14 protein-coding genes are annotated in these 21,415 nt (G+C 66.8%); 5 read left to right on the top strand and 9 right to left on the bottom strand.

All coding sequences use genetic code 11. The features are described from left to right. Positions 1-8: 8 nt before the first annotated feature. The 3 genes from OG394_RS02440 to OG394_RS02430 are packed head-to-tail and all read right to left on the bottom strand — an operon-like array spanning position 9 to position 5,053. Entirely contained in the window at positions 9-1,403 is a 1,395-nt protein-coding gene (locus OG394_RS02440) for a family 2B encapsulin nanocompartment shell protein (protein WP_328993134.1), read from the bottom strand. Further along, positions 1,400-3,634, bottom strand: a complete 2,235-nt coding sequence (locus tag OG394_RS02435) for a terpene synthase family protein (RefSeq protein ID WP_328993133.1) — start codon at positions 3,632-3,634, stop codon at positions 1,400-1,402. The genes OG394_RS02440 and OG394_RS02435 overlap by 4 nt, the downstream gene beginning before the upstream one ends. A 3-nt stretch (positions 3,635-3,637) precedes the next feature. Beyond that, on the bottom strand, positions 3,638-5,053 hold the full coding sequence (locus tag OG394_RS02430) for a family 2B encapsulin nanocompartment shell protein (protein ID WP_328993132.1): 1,416 nt from the start codon (positions 5,051-5,053) through the stop codon (positions 3,638-3,640). Between the two features lie 495 nt (positions 5,054-5,548). Between OG394_RS02430 and OG394_RS02425 the strand changes: the two genes are divergently transcribed. Continuing rightward, a complete protein-coding gene (locus tag OG394_RS02425) occupies positions 5,549-5,773 on the top strand; it encodes a hypothetical protein (protein WP_328993131.1) in 225 nt (74 codons plus the stop codon). A gap of 124 nt (positions 5,774-5,897) precedes the next feature. Here the strand turns inward: OG394_RS02425 and OG394_RS02420 are convergent, their stop codons facing one another. Then, on the bottom strand, positions 5,898-6,119 hold the full coding sequence (locus OG394_RS02420; RefSeq protein WP_328993130.1) for a hypothetical protein: 222 nt from the start codon (positions 6,117-6,119) through the stop codon (positions 5,898-5,900). Positions 6,120-6,236: 117 nt separating this feature from the next. On the opposite strand from OG394_RS02420, the gene OG394_RS02415 reads away from it, so the two are divergent. Then, positions 6,237-10,340: a tetratricopeptide repeat protein gene (locus OG394_RS02415; RefSeq protein ID WP_328993129.1), complete on the top strand. Its 4,104-nt coding sequence runs from the start codon at positions 6,237-6,239 to the stop codon at positions 10,338-10,340. 43 nt (positions 10,341-10,383) lie between these two features. Here the strand turns inward: OG394_RS02415 and OG394_RS02410 are convergent, their stop codons facing one another. After that, on the bottom strand, positions 10,384-13,314 hold the full coding sequence (locus OG394_RS02410; protein ID WP_328993128.1) for a sacsin N-terminal ATP-binding-like domain-containing protein: 2,931 nt from the start codon (positions 13,312-13,314) through the stop codon (positions 10,384-10,386). Between the two features lie 132 nt (positions 13,315-13,446). After that, on the bottom strand, positions 13,447-14,298 hold the full coding sequence (locus OG394_RS02405; protein ID WP_328993126.1) for a helix-turn-helix domain-containing protein: 852 nt from the start codon (positions 14,296-14,298) through the stop codon (positions 13,447-13,449). Between the two features lie 293 nt (positions 14,299-14,591). Between OG394_RS02405 and OG394_RS02400 the strand changes: the two genes are divergently transcribed. From OG394_RS02400 to OG394_RS02390, 3 genes are all read left to right on the top strand, one after another. Beyond that, on the top strand, positions 14,592-15,563 hold the full coding sequence (locus tag OG394_RS02400) for an aldo/keto reductase (protein WP_328993125.1): 972 nt from the start codon (positions 14,592-14,594) through the stop codon (positions 15,561-15,563). Between the two features lie 150 nt (positions 15,564-15,713). Continuing rightward, positions 15,714-16,310: a nitroreductase family protein gene (locus OG394_RS02395; protein WP_328993123.1), complete on the top strand. Its 597-nt coding sequence runs from the start codon at positions 15,714-15,716 to the stop codon at positions 16,308-16,310. A gap of 155 nt (positions 16,311-16,465) precedes the next feature. After that, positions 16,466-17,530, top strand: a complete 1,065-nt coding sequence (locus OG394_RS02390) for a hypothetical protein (protein WP_328993121.1) — start codon at positions 16,466-16,468, stop codon at positions 17,528-17,530. A gap of 49 nt (positions 17,531-17,579) precedes the next feature. Here the strand turns inward: OG394_RS02390 and OG394_RS02385 are convergent, their stop codons facing one another. The 3 genes from OG394_RS02385 to OG394_RS02375 all read right to left on the bottom strand — a co-directional run bounded on the left by OG394_RS02385 (position 17,580) and on the right by OG394_RS02375 (position 21,372). Then, a complete protein-coding gene (locus OG394_RS02385) occupies positions 17,580-18,005 on the bottom strand; it encodes a cupin domain-containing protein (protein WP_328993120.1) in 426 nt (141 codons plus the stop codon). 79 nt (positions 18,006-18,084) lie between these two features. After that, the gene (locus OG394_RS02380; RefSeq protein ID WP_328993119.1) at positions 18,085-20,931 is read right to left on the bottom strand and encodes a BTAD domain-containing putative transcriptional regulator; all 2,847 of its coding nucleotides are present in this window, start codon (positions 20,929-20,931) and stop codon (positions 18,085-18,087) included. 39 nt (positions 20,932-20,970) lie between these two features. Continuing rightward, positions 20,971-21,372, bottom strand: coding sequence for a YciI family protein (locus OG394_RS02375; RefSeq protein ID WP_328993118.1), 402 nt, complete (start codon positions 21,370-21,372; stop codon positions 20,971-20,973). Positions 21,373-21,415 lie beyond the last annotated feature (43 nt).

Genomic DNA, 21,415 nt, shown 5'->3' with positions numbered 1-21,415 from the left:
GTCGCTCCTCATCCGCCGAGTTCGACGTTCTCCAGGACACCGAGGGCGTCCGGGACGAGCACTGCCGCGGAGTAGTACGTGCTGACCAGGTACGAGATGACCGCCTTCTCGTTGATCCCCATGAAGCGCACGTTCAGCCCCGGCTCCACCTCGTCGGGCAGGTTGGTCTGCCGCAGCCCGATCACGCCTTCGTCGTCAAGCCCGGTCCGCATCACGATCACCGAGGTGGTGTTGGTCTTCGAGATCGGGATCTTGTTACAGGGCAACAGCGGTACGCCGCGCCAGGAGTGCACCCGTTTGCCGTCCACCACGTTCGTCTCGGGGTGAATGCCCTTGCGCACGCATTCGCGGCCGAACGCGGCGATGGCCTTCGGATGTGCGAGCAGGAACCGCGACTTGCGGCGCCGGGTGATGAGCTCGTCGAAGTCGTCCGGCGTCGGTGGGCCCGTGCGGGTGTAAATGCGCTGGCTGAATTCGGCGTTGTGCAGCAGGCCGAACTCGCGGTTGTTGATGAGCTCGTGCTCCTGGCGTTCGCGAAGTGCCTCGATGGTCAGGCGGAGTTGCTGCTCGGTCTGGTCCATCGGGTTGTTGTAGAGGTCCGCCACCCGGCTGTGCACGCGCAGAATCGTCTGCGCGACGCTCAACTCGTACTCCCGCGGGGACGCCTCGTAGTCGACGTACGTGCCTGGCAGGTCGGCCTCGCCGTCGTGTCCGGAGGCGAGTTCGATCGCGGCCTCACCCGCCTTGTTCTGCGGGCGTTGCGGGCGTGCTCTTACGTCGTTCAGGTGGTTGCGCAACGGCTCGGCCCTGTCCAGGATCTCGCTGAGCTGTTGGCGGTTGAGGATCAGCACAGTGCATTGGGTCGTCGCCTTGGCGGTGTACTCCCAGATGCTCTCGGGTGGATCCAGCAGCAGTTGTTCGCCGAGGTAGTCGCCGTCCGCCGCGGCGCCGAGCTCGGTGCCGTCGCCGTACTCGCCGATACCGGTCTTCGCGATCTTGCCGTGCGCGATCAGGACGATGTCGTCGATCCGGCTGCCGAACTCGACGATCACCTCGCCCGGTGCGTACTCCCGCTGACCGAAGGCGTCGGCGAGAGCCCGGAGCGCTTCCTCGTCGTTGAAGTCGCGCAGTGGCGGCAACTCCGAGAGCTCGGCCGCGATCACCCGGACCTCCGCACCGGTGGTCGCGAAACTGAGCCGGCCGTCGCCGACCGCGTACGTCGTACGGCGGTTGACGCGGAACGCACCACCCTGCGTCTCGACCCACGGCAGCACCTGCAACAGCCAGCGTGGCGAGATCTCCTGCATCTGCGGAGTGGTCTTGGTCGTCGTCGCGAGTTGCCGCGCCGCCGCCGTACCGAGGCTGAGCTGGGGCCTTTCGGTGGCCTCTTCGATAGCCGTCACAGTGCACCGTCCAATCTCTGCGCGTGCGCCACCGGCTGCCTACGCAGCTGATGTGATGAGGGAATGCGAGCCGCCGAGGTGCCGAGGCCTTTGGGGCCTTGGGGCAGCGCGTGCCGCCAGAGGTCGGCCTCTTCGTAGCGGTGGCAGCCGCGGTGCCAGTTGAGGATTCCGGACATCCAGTACTTGAGTTCGTCGGCGTAGCCGGTCAGGGTCCGGCGGGCCTCGTCGTCCAGGTCGTAGTCGTCGAACAGGGCCGGCAACTCGACCGCCACGATGTGCTCGAACTGCTTCATCCGGGCCGTCATCAGGGCGTTCACCATGGCGATCGCCTCGGTTTGGTCGCAGTTGAGGAAGTTCTGTACGACGAGTACGCCGTTGTGGATCTCGCCTTCGAACTGGATCTCCTTCTGGTAGGAGAAGAGGTCGTTCAGCAGGCAGGCGTAGTCGGCGGCCGAGTTCTCCAACGCCCGGATCGGACGCGTCTTGTAGATCGCGGGCGGCACCGTCCGGCCGTGCGCCAGCCGGCACAGGGCCATCGTGAGGTCGGAGCCGAAGGTCCGGCGCCGCATCTCGATGTAGTCGACCGGGTCGGGAATACGGTTCTGGAACTGGTTGGCCAGTTCCCACAGCCAGCTGTCGATCATCGTGTCGATCGCCGCGCGGAACGTCTTGCGGGCGGGGACGGTCATCGGTCCCGCCGTGCGTTGCCACAGGTCCTGCAGTGATCGCTCCAACGGCGTGACCGGGTCTGGCGTGGCCTCACCGTCAACGGGCATGAGCTGCGACAAGCGCGCGTTGGTCGCCTTCGCCGAGGCCATATCCCGGGTCCGTCCGAAGACGATGGGGTAATAGTCGTCGGCGTACGTCCCCCACGTGAGCCAGCCGGTCGTGATGTTCAGCTGTTCCGGTGTCGCGTCGGAGTCGATCGCCGCCGCGCACAACGCGAGATCGTGCGCCTCGAGTTTGCCCGCGTCCCAGACCAGTCCGTCCAGCAGGCCCATCCGCTCGGACCACTCCATCATGTGCTCGCGGGCCTTGGACTCGTGCGGGCTCATGCGGAGGTCGTACGGCATGTAGATGTCCGGCAGGGCTGTCGGCCCGACCACGCGGTACGGCAGGTTGCCGTGGCTACGCAGGCGGTACGGCATGGTCGAGATGATGGACGTCGCGATCCGGGCTGCCGACGTGCCGAGGCCGGCTGGTCCGCCGAGCTGGCTGGTGGCCGCCTTACCGCCATCGTTCATGTAGCGGCTGGATCGCAAGTGCCACTCGTGACCACCGGATTGCCAGTCCTGCAGGCCTTTCACGTAATTCATCACATCGAGCCAGGCCTGCGGGCCGAGCGCGTGCTCCTCGAGGAGCGGCGGCACCTCGGTGAGAGCAGTGCTCTCGAATTGGAGCAGCCGTGACGTCAGGATGTCGTTGACCTTGTCGGCCGCCTGCTGCGGCGTACAACCGAGGAACCGCTCGATCACGAGTACGCCGTTGTTGAGCTCACCCTCCTTCTCCACTTCGCGCTGATACGAGAAGAGGTCGTTGCGCAGATGGACCGCGTCGGAGAACGTGTCGCTCAGCACCTGCATCGGCCGCGATGCCGAGACCTCCGGCGGCACCTGCGCGTTCACGGCGTACTCGACCAGGTTGGCCGACCAAGGCGCGCCGCCCACCTTGCGGCGCATCTCGACATACTCGATCGGGTTCGCCAGCCGGCCCGCGCTGATGTTGTTCAGCTCCCACAGGGATTCGGCCAGCAACGCCTCCGTCGTACCGGTGAAGCGCCGGCGCCAGTCCATCGACATCGACGGCACGGTCCGCGTCCACAAATCGGCGAGCCCGCGCTCGACCGGGTTGTGCGGCTCCTCGGTGATGACACCGTCGAGCGGCATGAACAGCGGCAGCCGGTCCAGGTACGCCTTGGCGCCGGCCATGTCCTGCGTCTTCTTGTAGACCTCCAGGAAGTGGTCGTCGAAGTAGAAGACCCAGACGTACCAATCGGTCACCAGGTCCAGCGCCGGTCCGGTGGCGTCCGGATGGGTGTACGCACACAGCAGTCCGTAGTCGTGCGAGTCGTAGTCATGCGCGTCCCAGATCGCCTTGCCCTGTTGAGGAACATCGATCATGTCCATCTCGTACGCCCAGGCCCGGCTGTGCGCTCGCGTCGCCTCCAAGTGCGGGTTGATCCGGGCCGGGTACGGCACGTAGAACTTGGGCAGCTCGTACGGCTGCGCCATGGACTAGCCTTCCCGCCCGATCTCGACGCCTTCGAGGATGCCGAGCGCGTCCGGCACCAGCACGGCCGTCGAGTAGTACGCGCTCACCAGGTAGTTGATGATCGCCTTCTCGCTGATGTTCATGAACCGGACCGACAGGCCCGGCTCGTACTCGTCCGGCAGACCGGTCTGGTGCAGTCCGACGACGCCCTGGTTGTCCGCGCCGGCCCGCATCAACATGATCGAGCTGGTCCGCGTCGGGCTGACCCCGATCTTGCTGCACGGGAAGATCGGCACGCCCCGCCACGCGGGAATGCGATGACCGTTGAGCTCGACGCTGTCCGGGTAGATGCCGGCCTTGCTGCACTCCCGGCCGAACGCGGCGATCGTGCGCGGATGAGCCAGGAAGAAGGTCGGCTCCTTCCACACCAGGGCGAGCAACTCGTCCATGTCCGCGGGCGTCGGCGGTCCCGAGCGGGTCGGGATGCGCATGCTCAGGTCGGCGTTGTGCAACAACCCGAAGTCCCGGTTGTTGACCATCTCGTGCTCTTGCCGCTCGCGCAGCGCCTCGATCGTCAGCCGGAGCTGCTGCTCGGTCTGGTTCATCGGCTGGTTGTAGAGGTCCGCGACCCGGCTGTGCACGCGCAGCACGGTCTGCGCCACGCTCAGCTCGTACTCGCGCGGCGTCGTCTCGTAGTCGACGTACGTGCCCGGCAGCTCCGCCTCGCCGACGTGGCCCGCGGCCATATCGATGGTCGCCTCACCGAACTCGTTCTGGTCGCGGTCGGGGCTGCGTCGAAACTCGTCGATATGCGCTCGCAGACTGTCGGAACGCCGGACCAGGTCCTCGAACGAATCCTGCGAAAGCGTCAGCACCGTCACGCTGGTGAGCGCCTTGACCGTGTATTCCCAGACGTCCCCGTCTTCCAGAATGGCGGCATAGGTGAAATGGTCGCCATCGACCAGCGTCCCGATGACGGATTCGTCACCGTATTCGCTGAGACCGATCTTGTTGACCTTTCCGTGCGCGATCAGGCAGATCTGGTCCGCCGGTCCGCCGCGTTGCACGATCACGTCACCGGGCTGGAATTCCTGCTGGACAAACCGATCCGCGAGCTCGGTCAGCACCTCGACGTCGTCGAAACCGCGCAACAAGGCCAGCTCGGTCAATTCCTGCGGTACGACGCGGACCTCGGCGCCGGTACTGGTGAAGGTCAGCCGGCCGTCGCCGATCGCGTAACTGAGCCTCCGGTTGACCCTGAACACACCACCTTCGACCTGGACCCAGGGCAACATCTTCAGCAGCCAGCGCGACGTGATGCCCTGCATCTGCGGCTCGGACTTGGTCGTCGTGGCCAGATTCCGCGCGGCGGCGGTCCCCAGGCTCAGCTGCGGCTGCCCACTGTCGACATCAGAGGATGCCGGCTCGGTCAAAGTCACAATACCCACCACCAATCAGTACAATGCACCGGTTTTCGGCCAGGGCGAATCCGCCCACGACCCATTGGGTGACGAATGGTCTAAGGCTCGACAATTGATGAATGAATCGCGCGCATTGCCGGACCCACTGGTCCACGGCAATACCGAGAACGCTGATACCCAGCGCTGACACCTGGTCCGGTTGACCCCATTCACCCGGCAAGGCGTAAATCACCCTGGCTAACGTCGCCCCAGCGACCCAAGGTGACCACACGGTACCCGACCGTCACGCCCCGCCGTCAAGGCACATCTCAAAGAAAGCGACTTCTTTCTTTCAACCCCGAAATTCCCCACTACACGCTTTCCCGCCACCCCGCACAGACACGCCGACTCGGCCCGCCCCCGCTGGCCGATGACGGCCACCGCCCGGCCCGGCCCGCAAGGGCGGCAGCGACGATCGCGCGCAGGGCGGCAAACCTGTTGCTTGCGGGACTTGCCGACTGCTGGACTACCGCGATGCCCGCACCCAACGGATTCGAATACACCGTCCTCTCGGACCAGGTCGTCCGGATCACCCACCACGGCAAACCCGCGACCACCCTCCGCGGCGCCCGAGCCGCCGACTTCCTCGCCGAAGTCGACGACGACCCCCAACTCGTCATGGCCCGCTGGACCGGCAACTACAAACGCGGCAACGAACGCACCGCCCGCAACCACCCCCGCAACCGCCACTCCCGCTAACCACCTGCCGACGCGCATGGCACGGTCTTCTAGGCCCGGCGGCCCCCAAAGATCAGGCAATCCGATAGCGGGATTCCAACGACGGTAGCCGCCACCGCGCGTCGGAATCCCACCATCGCGGCAGTCAAAGCAGGTCGAAGGTGAGGACGACGCTCAGCAACAGAGCGACCGCCCCGGCGAAGGCGGTTCCTCCCCGCAGAATCGCGTGGGGCACCCCCGTTCCACCAAGCCGGCTCAGCCCGCCGGCGACCATGCCGACCACCACCGCGACCACGACGATCAAGGCGAGCACCAGCAGTTTCGTCGTGCTCCCTGCCGCCGAATCGACGGCCAGTGTGATGTTCATTCCTGTCTCCTCTCCAGTTACCAGTTAGCTGCGACTTTGGTTGAGGAGGAGACGTGAGGGTGCCAAGGCGGTGACAAGTCCCTAACATGCTGACAAGGGCGAAGGGGGACCGACTGCATGGCCCTGCTTGACGAACTCGTGGCCGATTTGCACCGTCTGAAGCGCAAGACCTTCGGTGAGCTCGACGAGCGCAGGTTGGCCGACCTGCTCCCGGCACTTTCCGGCGCGGCCAGGCACGTCGGGCAGACGCCCGAGGACGTGTCCGCACCGCTGCGACGGCTGATGTCCGCCGCCGCACGACGAATCACTCCGACCGACGTGCGGTCGGCCGCGATCGACCTCTTCGGGCTCACCAACGAGACCTTCGGAAAGTCTTTGGCTTACCGGCAGCAGGCCGCCGCCGCGCGGTTCACGCCGGCTCCTTCCGTCAGCACCTTCCGCCAGCGGCCGCAGTACACGCACCGCATCGTCGACGCTGTCGCCGGCCACGTCATCGACATGTTGTCTGCTGTCACCCTTGGCGAACTCCAGCAGCGCACGAATGCCGAACTCATCGACCGGCCAGACCTGGTCAAGCAAGCGGTCGCGGAACTGTCCGCTACCGGCGGCCTGGTCTGGATCTGGGGCGAACCGGGCACGGGTAAGACTGCGCTGGCCGGTCAGATTCCTGCGCGGATGACGCTCCATTTGCCTGTCGTCAGGGTTCGGATGAACAACACGCGCGTCATGCAGCAGGACCTCATCCGCGCCATCGGCCAGGTTGGTATCGATGCGACGGAATGGACCGATGGCGCCTGTACGTCGTACTTCCGCACCCTCGTGGCGCAGGGAGACGCTTTCGGCCTGGTGATCATCGATGACGTCAGTGGGCCGACGGAATTCGCGGAACTCGAGCTGGGTCCGATCCGGGTTCCGGTCATCGTGACCAGTCGGCTGGCGAACCCCGAGGTCGCGGGTTCGACGCTCCGGGTGGAAGGCTTTTCGGCAGCAGAGACCGACAGCGCGATCACCGTGCTGCTTCCGGCGCTCGCGCAGTCCGAAAGGTCTCGCCTTGCCAACATCGCCCGCGGCCGGCCACTGATCATCGACCGGATTTGCCGATACCTGCGGAGCTGTGACAGCGCGCAGATCCCTGGTGTGCTGGAGGCGCTGGCTCAGGACACGGGACGTGTTCTCAACGCCATCGAGTCGATCAATGCCACCGACCGCGATCTCGTCACGCTGTATGAGCACCTGATCTCCAGCCTCGGTCAGCTCGGCGACACCGTCGCGGTCCTTGACAGCCTGGTATGGATCGCCGCCGACGGCCTGGTGGATCGCGCGTTGGCCAACGCGTTTCTCGCGCACAGATTTCCCGGCGCCGTCGGCTCGGTCGTGATCTCGTCGGCGATCGCGATTCTGGCGCAGCGCGGAATCGTGACTGTCGAGGATGAGGCGCTGTCGATCCATGGCCTCACTGTCGACATCCTGCAACATCTGCGACGGGGCTCGATGAACAGTGTGGTCAGCGACTTCGTTGACTTCCTCCGCACACCTCCTGCTGAACCGACGAAGAAGCTTCAATATCTCCTGCACTCCGAACTGACGATGGCGGAGCGACTGGATCCCGACGGGCAGGAATGGCTGCTGTGTTTGGACGAGCTCACCTGGCTACGCATACAAGCCGAAGACGCGAGAGAAGAACGTCTGGTGCGACGGTATCGGCTGGGCAAAGAAGAAGGCGGCGACATCACGGTCCGCACAGACGCGGCAGACGTCAGGGTTCTCGCCGAGGACGAGAGCGATGAACTCCAGAAGATCACCAGCAACTACTACGAACTCGGCTTGATTCTCTATCGATCCACACTCGAGCCGGAGCCGGAGACAACGCCGTCTGATGGCTATCTCCACACCACCCGCGGATGGGTGATATCACCCGACGGGACCGAGCTCGCGCAGCTTTGTGTGTGCGGAAAGAGGCTACGGTCGACGACTCCGGCGGCGGAGTGGAAAGACCTTCCCCGCTGTCCCAGCTGCACCGACCGACACTGGCCGCGGATTCTCGAGGCGGCGCTCAAGATGCGTCCACGCACCTATCGCGGCGATGCAGTACACGCCATCCGCACCGCCCTCGAGGCGCGCGACCCAGAGGCTGCCTTGCACCACTACGCGGAGTTGAGAGCGAACATCGAGCTGACCAGGCCCAGCATCGATGAAGACCTCCTGACCGACTTGGCCAGGACGGAGCGCTCGATCGCCGAACTCCTCCGGGACCAGCAAAGCCCCAATGCCTTGGACATGTATCGCAGATCCGCCGCGAACTACGCACTTGCCATGCTGCTTACCCCTGACAGCAACCAGGTACTCGACGCGAGCTGGTCAGTCCTGCTTGCACAAGTCGAGTTGGTCACCGACGACGGCCCCGAGGTTGCGGGCGCGCTGTACGCCGATGCCGCGGCGCAGTATCGACGAGTGGTCGATCAACGCAACGATGTACCAAGCGCGATGGTCTACCTCGGTCGATGCCTGGCCGCGCAGTCGAAACTGGCAGCCAGTACTGAGAGTGCCATCGGCCTGTATGAGGAAGCGGCCGGCCTGTTGCGCGAGGCCGTGTCCGACCGACCAGACCATTCCGACCTTCGAGCAACCCTCGGTATGGTTCTGTCCAACCATGGCGATCTTCTCCGCCAGCACGATCCAGGCGCTTCGGCGAAGCTGTATCTGGAGGCCAACGCGGCGTATCTGCAGATGGCCCGACTCAAACCGGCTGACCATAATGGTTGGGACCTGGTTTGGTACTCGTTCCTCTCGGTGCTGGATCTCAACCAGCTCGACCAGCCGGAACTGGTAACGCTCATAGAGCACGCCACGCAGTTTCTTCGGCAGGCCGCCAACCACCAGCCCCAGCGCGCCGACCTCCCGCATCGCCTGGGCCTGGCACTCATGTATGCGGGGGACGCTCTCAGCAGCGACCATCCCGACGACGCGATTTCTGCGTACACGGAAAGTGCTGCCGCTTGCCGGGCCGGCATCGAGAGCGGCGACGACGCCGCGGCGGTCCGGGCAGACCTGGTCATGGCACTCGGCAAACATGCCGACCTCGTGAAGGGACGAGACCGGGACCAAGCTCTTCACCTGTTGGCAGAAGCCGTTCAGCAGGCCCGGACGGTAGTTGAACAGGACGAGCGGCACATGTTCGGATTTCACAACTTGGGGGCCCTGGAATATCGCCGCGCCGACCTCTTGAGAGACACGGATGTCCGCGCGGCGGTGAGTCTCTACCGGGAGGCCATAGCACACCTTCGGCGTTATACCGAGGCGACTCCCAACGACGTCCTGCCGTTACGCGCGGTGAGTGACAAACTGGCCGCCTGCGGAGATCTGGTCCGGTCGGGCGACCAGCAGTACGCCGAGGAAATCTACCGCGAGGCGGAGCAGCACATAGAACTCTGTCTGCGCTGCTCGCCCGGCGATGCCGACGCCACCAGGACCCTCGCCGCCCTGCTCGAACGCCGTGCGGACCTGCCTGTGAACGCCGACGGGGAAGACGCCGAGCTGCGAGGCAGGGCGGTCGAGAACTTCCGCGCGTACGTCGAGGCCCGCCCCGACGATATGTCCGGCCTGCGGTCCTTGGCCTATAACCTGCGGCGCCAGGCCGGCCATCCGGCGGCCGCTGAACAAGCTGACGCTATTTATGCATCCGCGGAAGCGTGCTACCGCCGCCTGGTGAACAGCGCCGCTCTGACACCGGCCGACCTGTACCACCTGGGCTACCTACTCCGGCGAAGGGCGTCGGCACTAGCCGACAGAGACCACAAGGGAGCGATTACTGTCTACGCTGAGGCAGTCGACCACCTTGAGCGCCTGGTAAGCCTCCCCGACGATTATCCCGGTGGCCGCGGAAGCCTCGCGTTCACCCTTCATCTCTACGGAACGCTCCTTCGGGCATCGGACCCCGCTGCGGCAGCCGACCTGCACCGGCGGTCGGAGCAGGCGTATCTCCAAAGTCTGGCGATAGATCCGGACAATCCAGGGACTCACTACAACCTCGCGTGCATAAGCGCACTCCGCGCAGACATCCCCGGCGCGGTCGGCTACTTGAGAACCTGGTGGCAGGCCAGTTCATCGGCCGGCACCCACCGCTATCAGACGATCAGCGAGGATCCGGATTTCGATCGAGTCCGGACCGCCCCACTGTTCACCGCAGCCTTGAGAGAACTGGCCGAGCAACGGACGGACTGACTAACTTTCCGAGCGCTCCTCGCCTGGTCGCAGCGGCTTCGGGTCAATCGAAGGTGGTGGTGATGGTTAGGGAAGGGAGGGTGGTGGGGTCGGTTAGGGCTTGGGAGATTAGGTGGCGGTGGTGCCAGGTGGTGGCGGACCAGGCTAGGGCGTTGGCTAGGCCGTCGGTGGTGGCGGCGTGGGGGGCGCCGGACGGGTCTACCCACCAGGAGACTTCGGTGCCGTCGACTCGGAGTTCTTCGTGTTCCCACCAGGTTGACGGGAGTTCGGGGATTAGGCGGCGGAGGGCCTCGGGGACGTCGGCGGGTACGCCTTCGCCGGTGATGATGCCGTCTGCGGTGTCCTGGGCCATCGGGATGTCGAGTAGGTCGCTGAGGCCGTCGGCGGCCGGGCCGGTGGCGACAAGCTGGCCGCCGAGGTCGGTGCGTTGCAGCCACATCGGCGAATCGACCACCACAGCGTTGCCCGCGGCAACGATCCGGGTGATGCCGTCGCCGCCGAGGACGCGAACGCGATCCGGCAACTCGCTCGGGTACGCCGTCACGGCACCGAGCTGAGCCCAGAGCCGCAACATGGTCGTCTCGTCCACCACCCGATCGGGCTCGACGATGCGGTTCAGCACCACCCCAACGCCGGCCGCGTCGAGATCGGCGACGGTCCGCACCAGCCCGATCGCCGTACGGACCTCCGCGTCGAGATCAGCGGCCCACGCCGGCGACGGGTCGAGCAGGGTCGCCAGCGCCGGATCCGCCTCGGGATCGGCGCGCCCGGTCAGCGGGCCATCCTCGAGATCGACCTGGTTCCGGATCCACCACGCGGTGTACGACGGTACGTCGAACGCGCGGTCATCCGGACCGACGACCCGAGTCGGTGTGACCAACGCCCGACGCAACAACGGGTCCGACCCGAACAGCGCAAGGACTCGCGGCCACGCGTCATCCACGATCCAGTCGAGATCCCGTACGGCGGCCACCTCGCCCGCGGTCACGCCGTACGGCGAGCCGGCCGTGGTTCGGGCCATCTCGTCCGCCCAGTCCTCGAACCCGTCGAGGTCTGCCAACTCCTCCGGCAGTACGTCGAACGGGACGTCCGACGCCGCGGCGACTCGCAACGTGCGCGACACTCCCGCGGCCTCGAGCACCGCACTGCCGAATCGGTCGAGCAGGTCGGACGCGACCGGCGCGACTTCTTCGTCATCGAGTACGGCGGCCGCGTCCGAGCCGGGAATGACCAGGGCGTTGGCCGGTACCAGCTCGCCCTCGTCATCGCGCAAGGCCAGATCCGACAGCCACCAAGGGCTTTGGGCCGGATCGGCGGCGAGGATCGAGAGTACGGCGTGTGCGATCGCGTCGGGATCGTCGGCCTCGGCCGAATGCTCCACCGCCGTACGCACGCCCGCGTCGGCCAAGAGCTCGCGCGGTCCGGCCGGGAGGGCGCCGAGCCGTTCGAGCGAGGCGTGCACGGCGTCGGGGTGGACCACGCGGACGCCGTACTCGCCGAAGATCGAAAGCGCGTCCGCCTGCAAGCCCTCCCCCGGCAACAGCAGACCGCGTGCGCCGCGAACAAGTCGGCCGTCTGCCAGTGGCACGGGTATTGAGCCGAGCGCCTCGCGGGTCAACGGCTCCAGCACCATCACGGATAGCGCGGCATAGACCGAGCGCCACCACTCCGGCGTACGGGCTGCCTGGGAACCGAGTTGGTCGACGAGGTCCGCGAGCTCCAGCCGTCGTACGCCGAGGGGCTCTGGCGCGGGACGGACCAGACCGCCGACGATCGGCGCGAGTACTGCGCTGAACTGCTCATCTACTCGTGTAACCACGACCGCATCGCGCGGCCGGATCAGTGTGTTGTCCTCGATCGCCCGCAGCATCGGCGTATCGGGCAGGAGGTCGAGAATGGCCTCGCGCAGCATCCGGTCCAGCGGACCAGCGGCCAGACCGGTCGGTACCAGTCCGTCCACGTTCGCAGCAGGGTCGGCCTCGGCGCGAAGACGGACAAGGTTGGCGTACGACGCGGCCGCCTCGCGGATCAGGCGATCGGTCAACGGGCCGGACGCGACGTGCCGACGGGCCGGGTCGAGCGGGAAAGAGGCGAGCAGCAAGGCCGGCAAAGACAGCGCCTCGTCGGTCGGAGTCGGCGCGTGCACGACGCCCGGCACCGGGCGATCGGTCAGCGGCAACGCCCAGACCACGGACCAGAACGGCCGCGCGCGTTCCTCGGTCGGGCGATCGGCGTACAGGCTATGGTCGAAGACTCCCCCGGCACGATGGACGTACCAGCGGGACTCGACGTCGGTCAGCACTCGCTCGACACCATCGACGTCGATCTCGATCCGCTCGAGCCCGGGAAGCGCCAGCAGCAAGGCGTCGTCGGCCTCCGCAAGCAAACGCCGTACGAGCAGCTCGGCCGACTCGTCGCGCAACGGCAGCACGACCGCGGTGTCGAAACCGGCAGGCGGTTCGCCCTCGGCCTCGAACGGCAGGCGCAACACCGGGACATGCCCGTCGCGGCGGCGCAGCTCCGCCTCCAGCTCGGGCACACTCGCGGCCGCATCGGCGACGAGCGCGGCCGTGTCGGCGCGGGAGAAGCGGACGCCGCCCGTACGGGACAGCACCGCCGGCTCGTCCGTAACACCGAGCACTGCCGCGAAGCCCACGCCGAAACGCCCGACCGCTTCGGTGTCGTCCCGCTTGGCCGAGGCGCGCAAGGTCGCGAGAGACTCGACGCCCTCGGCGGTCAAATGCGCGCCGGTATTGGCGGCGACCAGCGTGCCGTCGCGCAGCGTGAACCGGATCCGGCCGCGCACACCCGCGCGGGCGGCGGCGTCGGCGGCGTTCTGCGCGAGCTCGACGACGACCCGGTCCAGGTAACCACCGAGGGCCAGATCCTCCTCGGTGTTCGCGTCCTCCCGGAAGCGCATCGCCGAGGACGTCCAGCCGGCCAGCACCCGTTCGCGGATTCCCGCTTCACCCATCACGCCCGCGAGTATGCCGCACGCACCTTTGCATTCATTCGTCGGAATCCGCCCTCTGCCGTCCGCTGACCAGTGCAGGTCCGCGGTGGTGGGAGGGCGGATTCCGACGAATGAATGCAAAGGTGCGTGGCGCTAGCTGTCCTCGCGGATCGGCGCTTCCTCAGCAAGGCTGTCGAGGGCGGGAGCGGTCAGGCTGCCGAGCATGGCTAGTTTGTCGCTCATCTCGGAGTTCTTCGGCGCGCGATAGACCTTGAGCAACAGATCGGGCGAACCGTTCGGCCGGAGGGCCTCGTAGTGCAGGTCGAGGTCGCCGACCACCGGGTGGTTGATTCTCAGCACCTCCGACGCCTTGTCCAGCACTTCGGCCTTCGCCCACAGACTCGCGAAAACCTCACTGCGCACGGTCAATTCGCCGACCAGCGCCAGCAACTCGGCATGGTTCGCGTTCTGCCCGGCGATGGCTCGCATCGAGGCGGCACAACTCGCGGCCGTCAGTTGCCAATAGCGGAAGAAGGTCGGGCCGTCGGGGTCGAGGAAGATCAGCCTGGCGATGTTGTCGCTGTGCTGGTGGCCGCCGTACAGCGCCTGGCCGAGCTGATTCGTGGCGACGATGTTGTGGCAGCCGTCCGTCAGTACGACGGGGTGGCCGGTCCAGTCGTCGATCAGGGCCAGCAGGTTCGGGCTGAGCTTGCGCTGCCCGCGGTTGACGGGCGCACTCGCGCCGGCGATACCGAACAGGTAGCGCTGCGCGTCGGGGTTGAGGTTGAGCACCCGGGCGAGCGCGTTCAGCACGCTCGGCGAGGGGTGCTGCTCACGCCCCTGCTCGAGCCGCGCGTAGTAGTCCACGCTCAAACCCGCCAGTGACGCAACCTCTTCGCGCCGCAAGCCCGGCACCCGGCGGATCCCGCTCCGGGGCAGATCGACCTGGTCCGGCGTGACGGTCGCCCGCCGCGCCTTGAGGAACTCCCCGAGTTGGTTGTCCATGTCCCCCATCGTAGGCAGCTCCCGAAGGCCTTCCCTGGGTGTGTCACACCCAGGGTGAATCGCACCGTTCTACGCCCGGCTGGATCGGCCTAGGGTCCCGTTAGCGGTGTGGGTTGGCTGATGGTGGTGGTCAGGTGCGTGCATCGCTAGGCGGAGAAGCTGCCTCGATGCTTTTTATCGTGGCTGCTTCTCCAACGACGCGAGGTGCGTGCCTGGGCGCCACCAGCAGTCGACCCACACCGTTAACGGGACCCTAGCGTCGTACTCATCAAGCACCGAAAGGAAAGACACACATGAAGCACATCTCGCTGGGCGGTCTGGACGTCTCCCGCCTCGGCCTCGGGGCCATGACGATGTCGGCGTTCTACACCGGCGCGAACAGCGATGAGGCAGAGGCGATCCGCACCATCCATCGCGCGTTCGACCTCGGTATCACCTTCCTCGACACCGCCGAGATCTACGGCCCGTACCTGAACGAGGAACTGGTCGGCAAGGCGATCGCGGGACGTCGTGACTCCGTTGTGCTGGCGACCAAGTTCGGCATGGTGTCGCACGCGGGCGCCGGACCAATGACGATCGACAGCAGCCCGGCCAACATCCGGACGTCGGTCGAGGGTTCGCTCAAGCGGCTCGGCACGGACTACATCGACCTTTACTACCAGCACCGGGTCGATCCGAATACGCCGATCGAGGACACCGTCGGCACACTGGCCGAATTGGTGGCCGAAGGCAAGGTTCGCCATATCGGTCTGTCCGAGGCGGGCGCCGAGACGATCCGCCGCGCCCACGCCGTACACCCGGTCACCGCGCTGCAGACCGAGTACTCGCTGTGGACGCGGGACCCGGAGGCGGAGATCCTGCCGTTGACGCGTGAGCTCGGCATCGGGTTCGTCGCGTACTCCCCGCTCGGACGTGGTTTCCTCACCGGCGCGCTGCGGTCGACCGATCACCTGGCCGCCGACGACTTCCGGCTGAAGAACCCCAGGTTCAGCCCGGAAAACCTCGCGCAGAACCTCCACATCGTGGACGAGGTCGAAGCCGTCGCCGCCGAGGTCGGCTGCACTCCGGCACAACTCGCCCTCGCCTGGCTGCTTGCCCAGGGCAACGACATCGCGCCCATCCCTGGCACCAAGCGCGTCTCCCGCCTCGAGGAGAACGCCGCCGCGGACGCGATCGAACTCACCCCCGCCCACCTCGACCGCCTCAACGCCATCAAGCCCCCCGTCGGCGACCGCTACCCCGACATGTCCCCCATCGGCCGCTAACGCTGCACCGAAACCCGCACGCGAACCCGCACGCGCGCGCCCACCCTATTCCGAGTGTCGACACTCGGAATAGGAGCCAACGGTCGGGGTCGTTGGGGCGGGCATTCGCAGGGCCGGGCGGGTGGCCGGGGCTGCCATAGGATCGCGGGTATGGAATTCCAGGACGTGGTTCGCAAGCGGCGGATGGTTCGGAAGTACGACATGGAGCGCGCGGTTCCGGCCGAGGCGGTCGAGCAGATTCTGCATAACGCAGTACGGGCGCCAACCGCCGGATTCTCGCAAGGCTGGGGATTCCTCGTTCTGGACAACCCCGAAGACATCGCGCGTTTCCGCACCGCGGGCACGCCGGAAGACGAGCCGGAGAATTGGTTTTCCGCGACCTTCGAGGCGCCTCTCGTCATCGTGACGCATTCGAACAAGTCGGCCTATCTGGATCGCTATGCCAAAGCGGACAAGGGAAAGACCGATCGCTCCGAGGCGTGGTGGCCGGCGCCGTACTGGGATATCGACACCGGAATGGCGGCGCTGCTGATCCTCCAGACCGCGGTTGATCTCGGGCTCGGCGCCTGCTTCTTCGGGTTGCCCGTCGAGCGCATCCCGGCTTATCGCGAGGCCTTCGGCGTACCCGAGGAATTCCACCCGATCGGCGCGGTGACGATCGGGTATCCGGCCGAGCCGCCGCGCGATTTGTCCAAGCGGCGCAAGGCCACCGACGACGTCATCCGCCGCGGCCGCTGGACGTCCTAAAACCCTGCTATATAAAGCGATTGACCCAGCCAGATAAGCGTTTGATTCCAGCGCACAGAAGAAAATTCGACCGCGCTGAGATCTTGTGATCGCTCTGCGTACATGCTCCCATCTCCTCAGTAACGATTCTTCGTTTCCTGAGGGGGGAACACACAATGCAGAGATCTGTTTGGCGTGCCCGGATATTGGCCTGCGTCGTCCTACTCGCAGCCATCTTCGGATTCGCCCGGCCCGCCGACGCCGCCGTACCGGATGCCAAGGCCTGGGTCCTGTGGAACCAGACCGCGGGCGCGACGATCGGGTTCGGCACCTGGCCGGCCAACACCACCGTGACACCGGTCGGGGTCGGCCGCTACCGGGTCCGCTTCCCCGGGCAGGCCGCGCCGGGTGGCGTCGTACACGTGACCGCGGTGCACAACGCGCCGCACTGGTGCCAGGCCGAGACCTGGTTCCCGTCGGGCGTTGACGAGATCGCCTACATCCGCTGCTACCGCGTCGGCGGCGCACTCGATCCGAGCAGCTTCAGCGCGTTCTTCACCCGCTCGTCCGGCCTGCCGTCGTCCGGCCCCTATGGGTACGTCGACTCGCAGGCCTCCGGCGCGCTGGTCAGCTCGTACAACTCGGTGGGTGCGCCCAACGTCTCCACGCCAACCGGCGTCGGCTCGTGGCACGTGCGCTTCCCGGGCATCGTGACGGGTGGTCCGCTGGACGGCAGCCTCCAGGCAACGGCGGTCAACAACGTCACCGGCGCGCGTTGCAAGGTCGGCGGCTGGTCGTCCAACTCCGGCGGCCAGGACGTCAAGGTGGCCTGCTTCAACTCAGCCGGCGCACCGTTCAACACGCGCTTCACGCTGACCTATCAGCACAAGGTCTCGCTGTACGGCGCCACCATCCCGCCCAAGTATCACGGCTACCTGCTGAACCAGCCGCCGCTCGGCCCGCCCACCACCAACTTCAACTCCGTGCTGGGTTTGAGCGCCAACACGATCATGCCGGCCGGCGTCGGGCTGTCCCTGGTGACGTTCCCGAAGATCGGCTTCCCGCAGAACACCGTCCAGGTCACCGCGTACGGCGGCAGCTCGAACTTCTGCGGTCTCAACACCTTCTGGAACAACTTCACCACCGGACCGGACCTGGTCGTCCGGGACGTCAACTGCTTCACCAACGCGGGCGTTCCGGTCAACACCGGCTTCACCATCTCCGCCAGCTCGATCCTCTGAGCCAACCAAGACTGCCGCGGCCGGAGCCCTCCGCTCCGGCCGCGGCGACCTACTGGAAATCGCAGCCGGGATTAGGCGCATCCTGAGCCAGCGGACTGCCCTTCGGCAACACGTAAAGCACGTTCAAAACAAGGGGTTTCGTGCCAAGGTTGCGCCCGATGTGCACCTGGTCGCTCGGCTCGGTGAAGACCGCACCCTTCGAGTAGATGCCGTCGGGCTTGCAGGTCGAATCGCTGTGGGTCAACGTGCCGCCTTCCACCGCGGCGTACAGCATGCCGTCGTGGTAGTGCCAGCCAGTACTGCCGCCCGGGTCGATCACGATCCGCCGCAACGTGTAGTCGGTATCCCCGACCGTGGTCTTGGCGATGATGGTGCCGGTGACACCGCGACCCGGCGTCGCGTCGGCGATGACCGGAGTGAACGTCATAGTGAGTACGGCGGCGCCCGCGAGAGCCGCGCGGAATTGAGTACGCATGAGCACTACCTTGCCCCAGGCATCGATCCCCCGTCAGCCGTTCCGGGCGAGTCCTGCCCTATCGCCGCCGCGAAAGTGGTCACCACGTGGGCAGGGCGGTCATCGCCGGCCAGGGCAGCGCGCGCCCGGCCGCTTCGGCCTCTGCGCGACGTACAGGGTCGAGGTCTTCCGCAAGACCGTCTTCCACCCAGGGGCGTCCCGATTCGCGCAGCCCGGGAGCGCTGAAACCGAGGCGGCTCGCGTGATGGTGGACCGCGGCGAGCAGACGTACGGCCTCCTCTTCGCGGCCGAGGCGATCCAGCGTGCACGCGAGCAACCGCAACACGTTGAGGACGTACGGCTGGTCCTCCTGGGATACGAATTTCGCGAGCGTCTCGCGCAAAATCCCCAGCGCGACGCCGGGTTCGGCCAGCTCGGGATGGAGCAGGTACGCCTCCGCGACGGCGAGCTGCCCCCAGGCCCGGGTCCAGCCGCCACTACCATTCGCCAGGATCCGCTCGGTCACCTCTGCTAGGCCGGGCAGGTCCGAACGGCGGTGCGCGTCCTTCAGCAGCGCGACATCCCGCACGGTTCCCATCGGTACGACCAGCGGCGTCAGCTCATGCGTACGGCAGAAGTCGAGGCCGTAGTCGGTGACCTCTAGCGCCAGCTCGAGCTCGCCGATCACCGCCGTACCGAATGCGAGGAAGAAGAACAGCTCGCCATAATCCGCCGCGGCCTCGACCCCCGCCGGGTCATCGAGCCGACCGACCTGGTCCCAGACCTCGTGCACCAGTCGGCGGGTGCGGTCGCCATCGCCCGCGAAGTACCACATTGCGGTCAGGGTGTTGAGCAGCCTCAGCCGGTCCACCAGCGGCGCATTCGGTGCCTTGTCGAGCGCACCCTCCAGCAGCCGAATCGCCTCCGGGTGGTGCATCTCTCGGTAGATGAAGACCCCGAGATCGGCGAGCGTTCGCAACGCCGTTTCCGGCGCATGGACGAGGTCGTGCGCAACGCCGGCGCGCAGATTCGGCAGGTCCCGGCTGAGCAGACGCAGGTACTCGCCGGCCTGGCGATCGCGAATCGCCACCGCCGATCGCGCGGCCCGATCCCGCACCCATCGCGCGTGCGCCGCCAACGTGCCGGCCGGATCGGGATCGACCTCGCGGCAGTAGGCCCGGACGCTCTCCAGCAGCAGATACCGCGTCGGCTCGACAGTCGTATCCGCGACCACGACCGACCGCGTCACCAACGACGACAGCGAATCGAGCACCTCGGCCGGCGCCGCGTCAGTCCCCGGCCAAACGGCTTCGGCGGCATCGAGGTCGAAACCGCCTTCGAACGGCCAGAGTCGTACGACGAACGCCTGGTCGCGGGGCGAGAGTAGATCGAAACTCCAGCCGATGGCCGTTCGCAGCGTCTCCTGCGGAGCGAGCGAACCGCGTGGGACCGGCGGCAGTACGGCGAACCGGTCCGCGAGGCGATCCGCGATCTCCGCCAGCCCGCGTACGCGCGCTCGCGCCGCCGCCAGCTCGATCGCCAGCGGCAGGCCGTCCAGCTCGGCCGCGATCCGTTGCGCTTGCGCCATGTCAGCGTTGGTCGGTGACCAGTCCGGCCGGACCGCGCGTACCCGGTCGACGAGCAACTCCACGGCGGCGCCAATGTGATTGCCGTCGGCATCGGTTGCCCAGGGCAACGGCATCACGTCGAGGGTGATCTCACCGTCGACGTCGAGCGGTTCCCGGCTGGTGGCGAGGATGCGAAGGCGCGGACAGGCCGCGGTGAGGGCGCTGACGAGGTCGCCCGCGGCCGCGACGACGTGCTCGCAGTTGTCGAGGACGACCAGTGCGGGTTGATCGCCGATAGCTCGTATCACCGCCAGCGTCGGATCGTCCTGGACGGCGACCAGCCCAAGCGCCCGCGCCACCACCCCCGCGACCTCGATGGCGACCTCAGCGCCGGTGCCAGCGTCGGCGCGGACGTCGGCGAGGCGGGCGATCCACGGACCGTCTTCGGACCTCGAGCCTTCGATGATGAGGCCCGCCGCGTACTCGACGGCCAGCCGCGTCTTACCTACCCCACCCGGTCCGACCAGAGTGACCAGCCGATGCATGGCGAGTTGTTCCGTGAGTACGCCGACCTCGTGCTCCCGGCCGAGGAAGGAGTTCAACGGCCGCCGGACGAACGCGCTGCAGGTCAGCCGTGGGTCCTGCGCGAGTACTTGCCTCTCCACCGCGATCAGACCCGGTCCAGGATCAACGCCGAGCTCCTCCGCCAAGACGGCTCGCGCGTGGCGAATCGCACCGAGCGCATCGCCTTGCCGGCCCTCGCGGTAGTAGGCCGTTGCCAACAGCTCCCAGCGCCGTTCCCGAAGTGGTGCCGCCTTCACGAGCTGGGCCAACTCGGCGGCCGCGCCCGCGGCATCACCCTGCGCCAGCCGGGCGGCCGCCAGCTCCTCTAGTGCGACCTCGCGCAGCTCGTCCAGCCGAATCACCTCGGCCTCGACCAACGTCGTACCGTCGCTGTCGGTCAGATCGACGAAAGGCTCGCCGTGCCAAAGGTCGATCGCCCTGGCCAGGTCGGTCAACGCCTGGTCGGGATGCCCCTCGTCGTACGCCGCGCGTCCTGAAGAGACGAGCGCCTCGAACTGCCGCGCATCGACCTCGCCCGGCTGGAGTTGGTAACCGCCGCCGGCCCGGGCCAACCGGTGGCGTTCGGCCGGGCCGAGCGCATCGCGCAGGCGGCTGACGTATGCCTGGAGTGCAGCCTCAGCCTTGGCCGGTGGACGGCCCGACCAGATTGTGTCGATCAGCCGGTCATCCGGTACGGCCTGGCCTTCGGCAAGGATCAGCGCGGCGAGCAGCCGCCGGGGCAGCGCGCCGCCGAGGTCGACCGCGACCCCGTCGACCGTCACCTCCAGCGGCCCCAGCACGCGGCAGACGAACACCCACCGACCCTAACCCGGCGGGCCCCCGACCTCACGGGATCACAGCTTGAGGGGATCGATGTCCTGATCCGGGATCGCGTGCACCTCGACGGGGGTGTTGCTCGGCTCGCCGTTCTTACCCGGGCTGAGGGAGATCCGGGTGGCGAGCTCGAGCACACGCTCCTCGCTGGCGACGTCCAGGATCCAGTACCCGGCCAGCACCTCTTTGGTCTCCGGAAAGGGCCCGTCGGTGATGATCGGCTCGCCGTCGCCCTTCGTCTGGACCGTCTTCATCGCGCCCGGACCGGCCAGCCCGATGCCCTGCAGCATCTCGCCGTTCTTGGTCATTTCGGCGTTCAGATCCTCCATGAACTGGAACATCGTCTGCATGTCGTCCTGAGACCAGCTCGACATGTCGTCCCAGCCCTGCTTGTTCGCCGCCATCAGCACCATGTACTTCATCGGTCCACTCCCTTTCGGTTCGTTTCCCCAGACGTCGGAGCCG

The sequence above is a fragment of the Kribbella sp. NBC_01245 genome (genome assembly GCF_036226525.1).
Lineage (GTDB): Bacteria > Actinomycetota > Actinomycetes > Propionibacteriales > Kribbellaceae > Kribbella.
This window is presented reverse-complemented; position numbering and strand designations above follow the sequence as displayed.

What these genes read in the sequence shown, in the direction of transcription:
- OG394_RS02400 (WP_328993125.1), top strand. Translation starts at nt 14,592, where the DNA reads ATGAAGCACATCTCGCTGGGCGGTCTGGACGTCTCCCGCCTCGGCCTC.
- OG394_RS02420 (WP_328993130.1), bottom strand. Translation starts at nt 6,119, where the DNA reads ATGAACATCACACTGGCCGTCGATTCGGCGGCAGGGAGCACGACGAAA.
- OG394_RS02390 (WP_328993121.1), top strand. Translation starts at nt 16,466, where the DNA reads ATGCAGAGATCTGTTTGGCGTGCCCGGATATTGGCCTGCGTCGTCCTA.
- OG394_RS02425 (WP_328993131.1), top strand. Translation starts at nt 5,549, where the DNA reads ATGCCCGCACCCAACGGATTCGAATACACCGTCCTCTCGGACCAGGTC.
- OG394_RS02385 (WP_328993120.1), bottom strand. Translation starts at nt 18,005, where the DNA reads ATGCGTACTCAATTCCGCGCGGCTCTCGCGGGCGCCGCCGTACTCACT.
- OG394_RS02415 (WP_328993129.1), top strand. Translation starts at nt 6,237, where the DNA reads ATGGCCCTGCTTGACGAACTCGTGGCCGATTTGCACCGTCTGAAGCGC.
- OG394_RS02435 (WP_328993133.1), bottom strand. Translation starts at nt 3,634, where the DNA reads ATGGCGCAGCCGTACGAGCTGCCCAAGTTCTACGTGCCGTACCCGGCC.
- OG394_RS02405 (WP_328993126.1), bottom strand. Translation starts at nt 14,298, where the DNA reads ATGGACAACCAACTCGGGGAGTTCCTCAAGGCGCGGCGGGCGACCGTC.
- OG394_RS02410 (WP_328993128.1), bottom strand. Translation starts at nt 13,314, where the DNA reads ATGGGTGAAGCGGGAATCCGCGAACGGGTGCTGGCCGGCTGGACGTCC.
- OG394_RS02375 (WP_328993118.1), bottom strand. Translation starts at nt 21,372, where the DNA reads ATGAAGTACATGGTGCTGATGGCGGCGAACAAGCAGGGCTGGGACGAC.
- OG394_RS02395 (WP_328993123.1), top strand. Translation starts at nt 15,714, where the DNA reads ATGGAATTCCAGGACGTGGTTCGCAAGCGGCGGATGGTTCGGAAGTAC.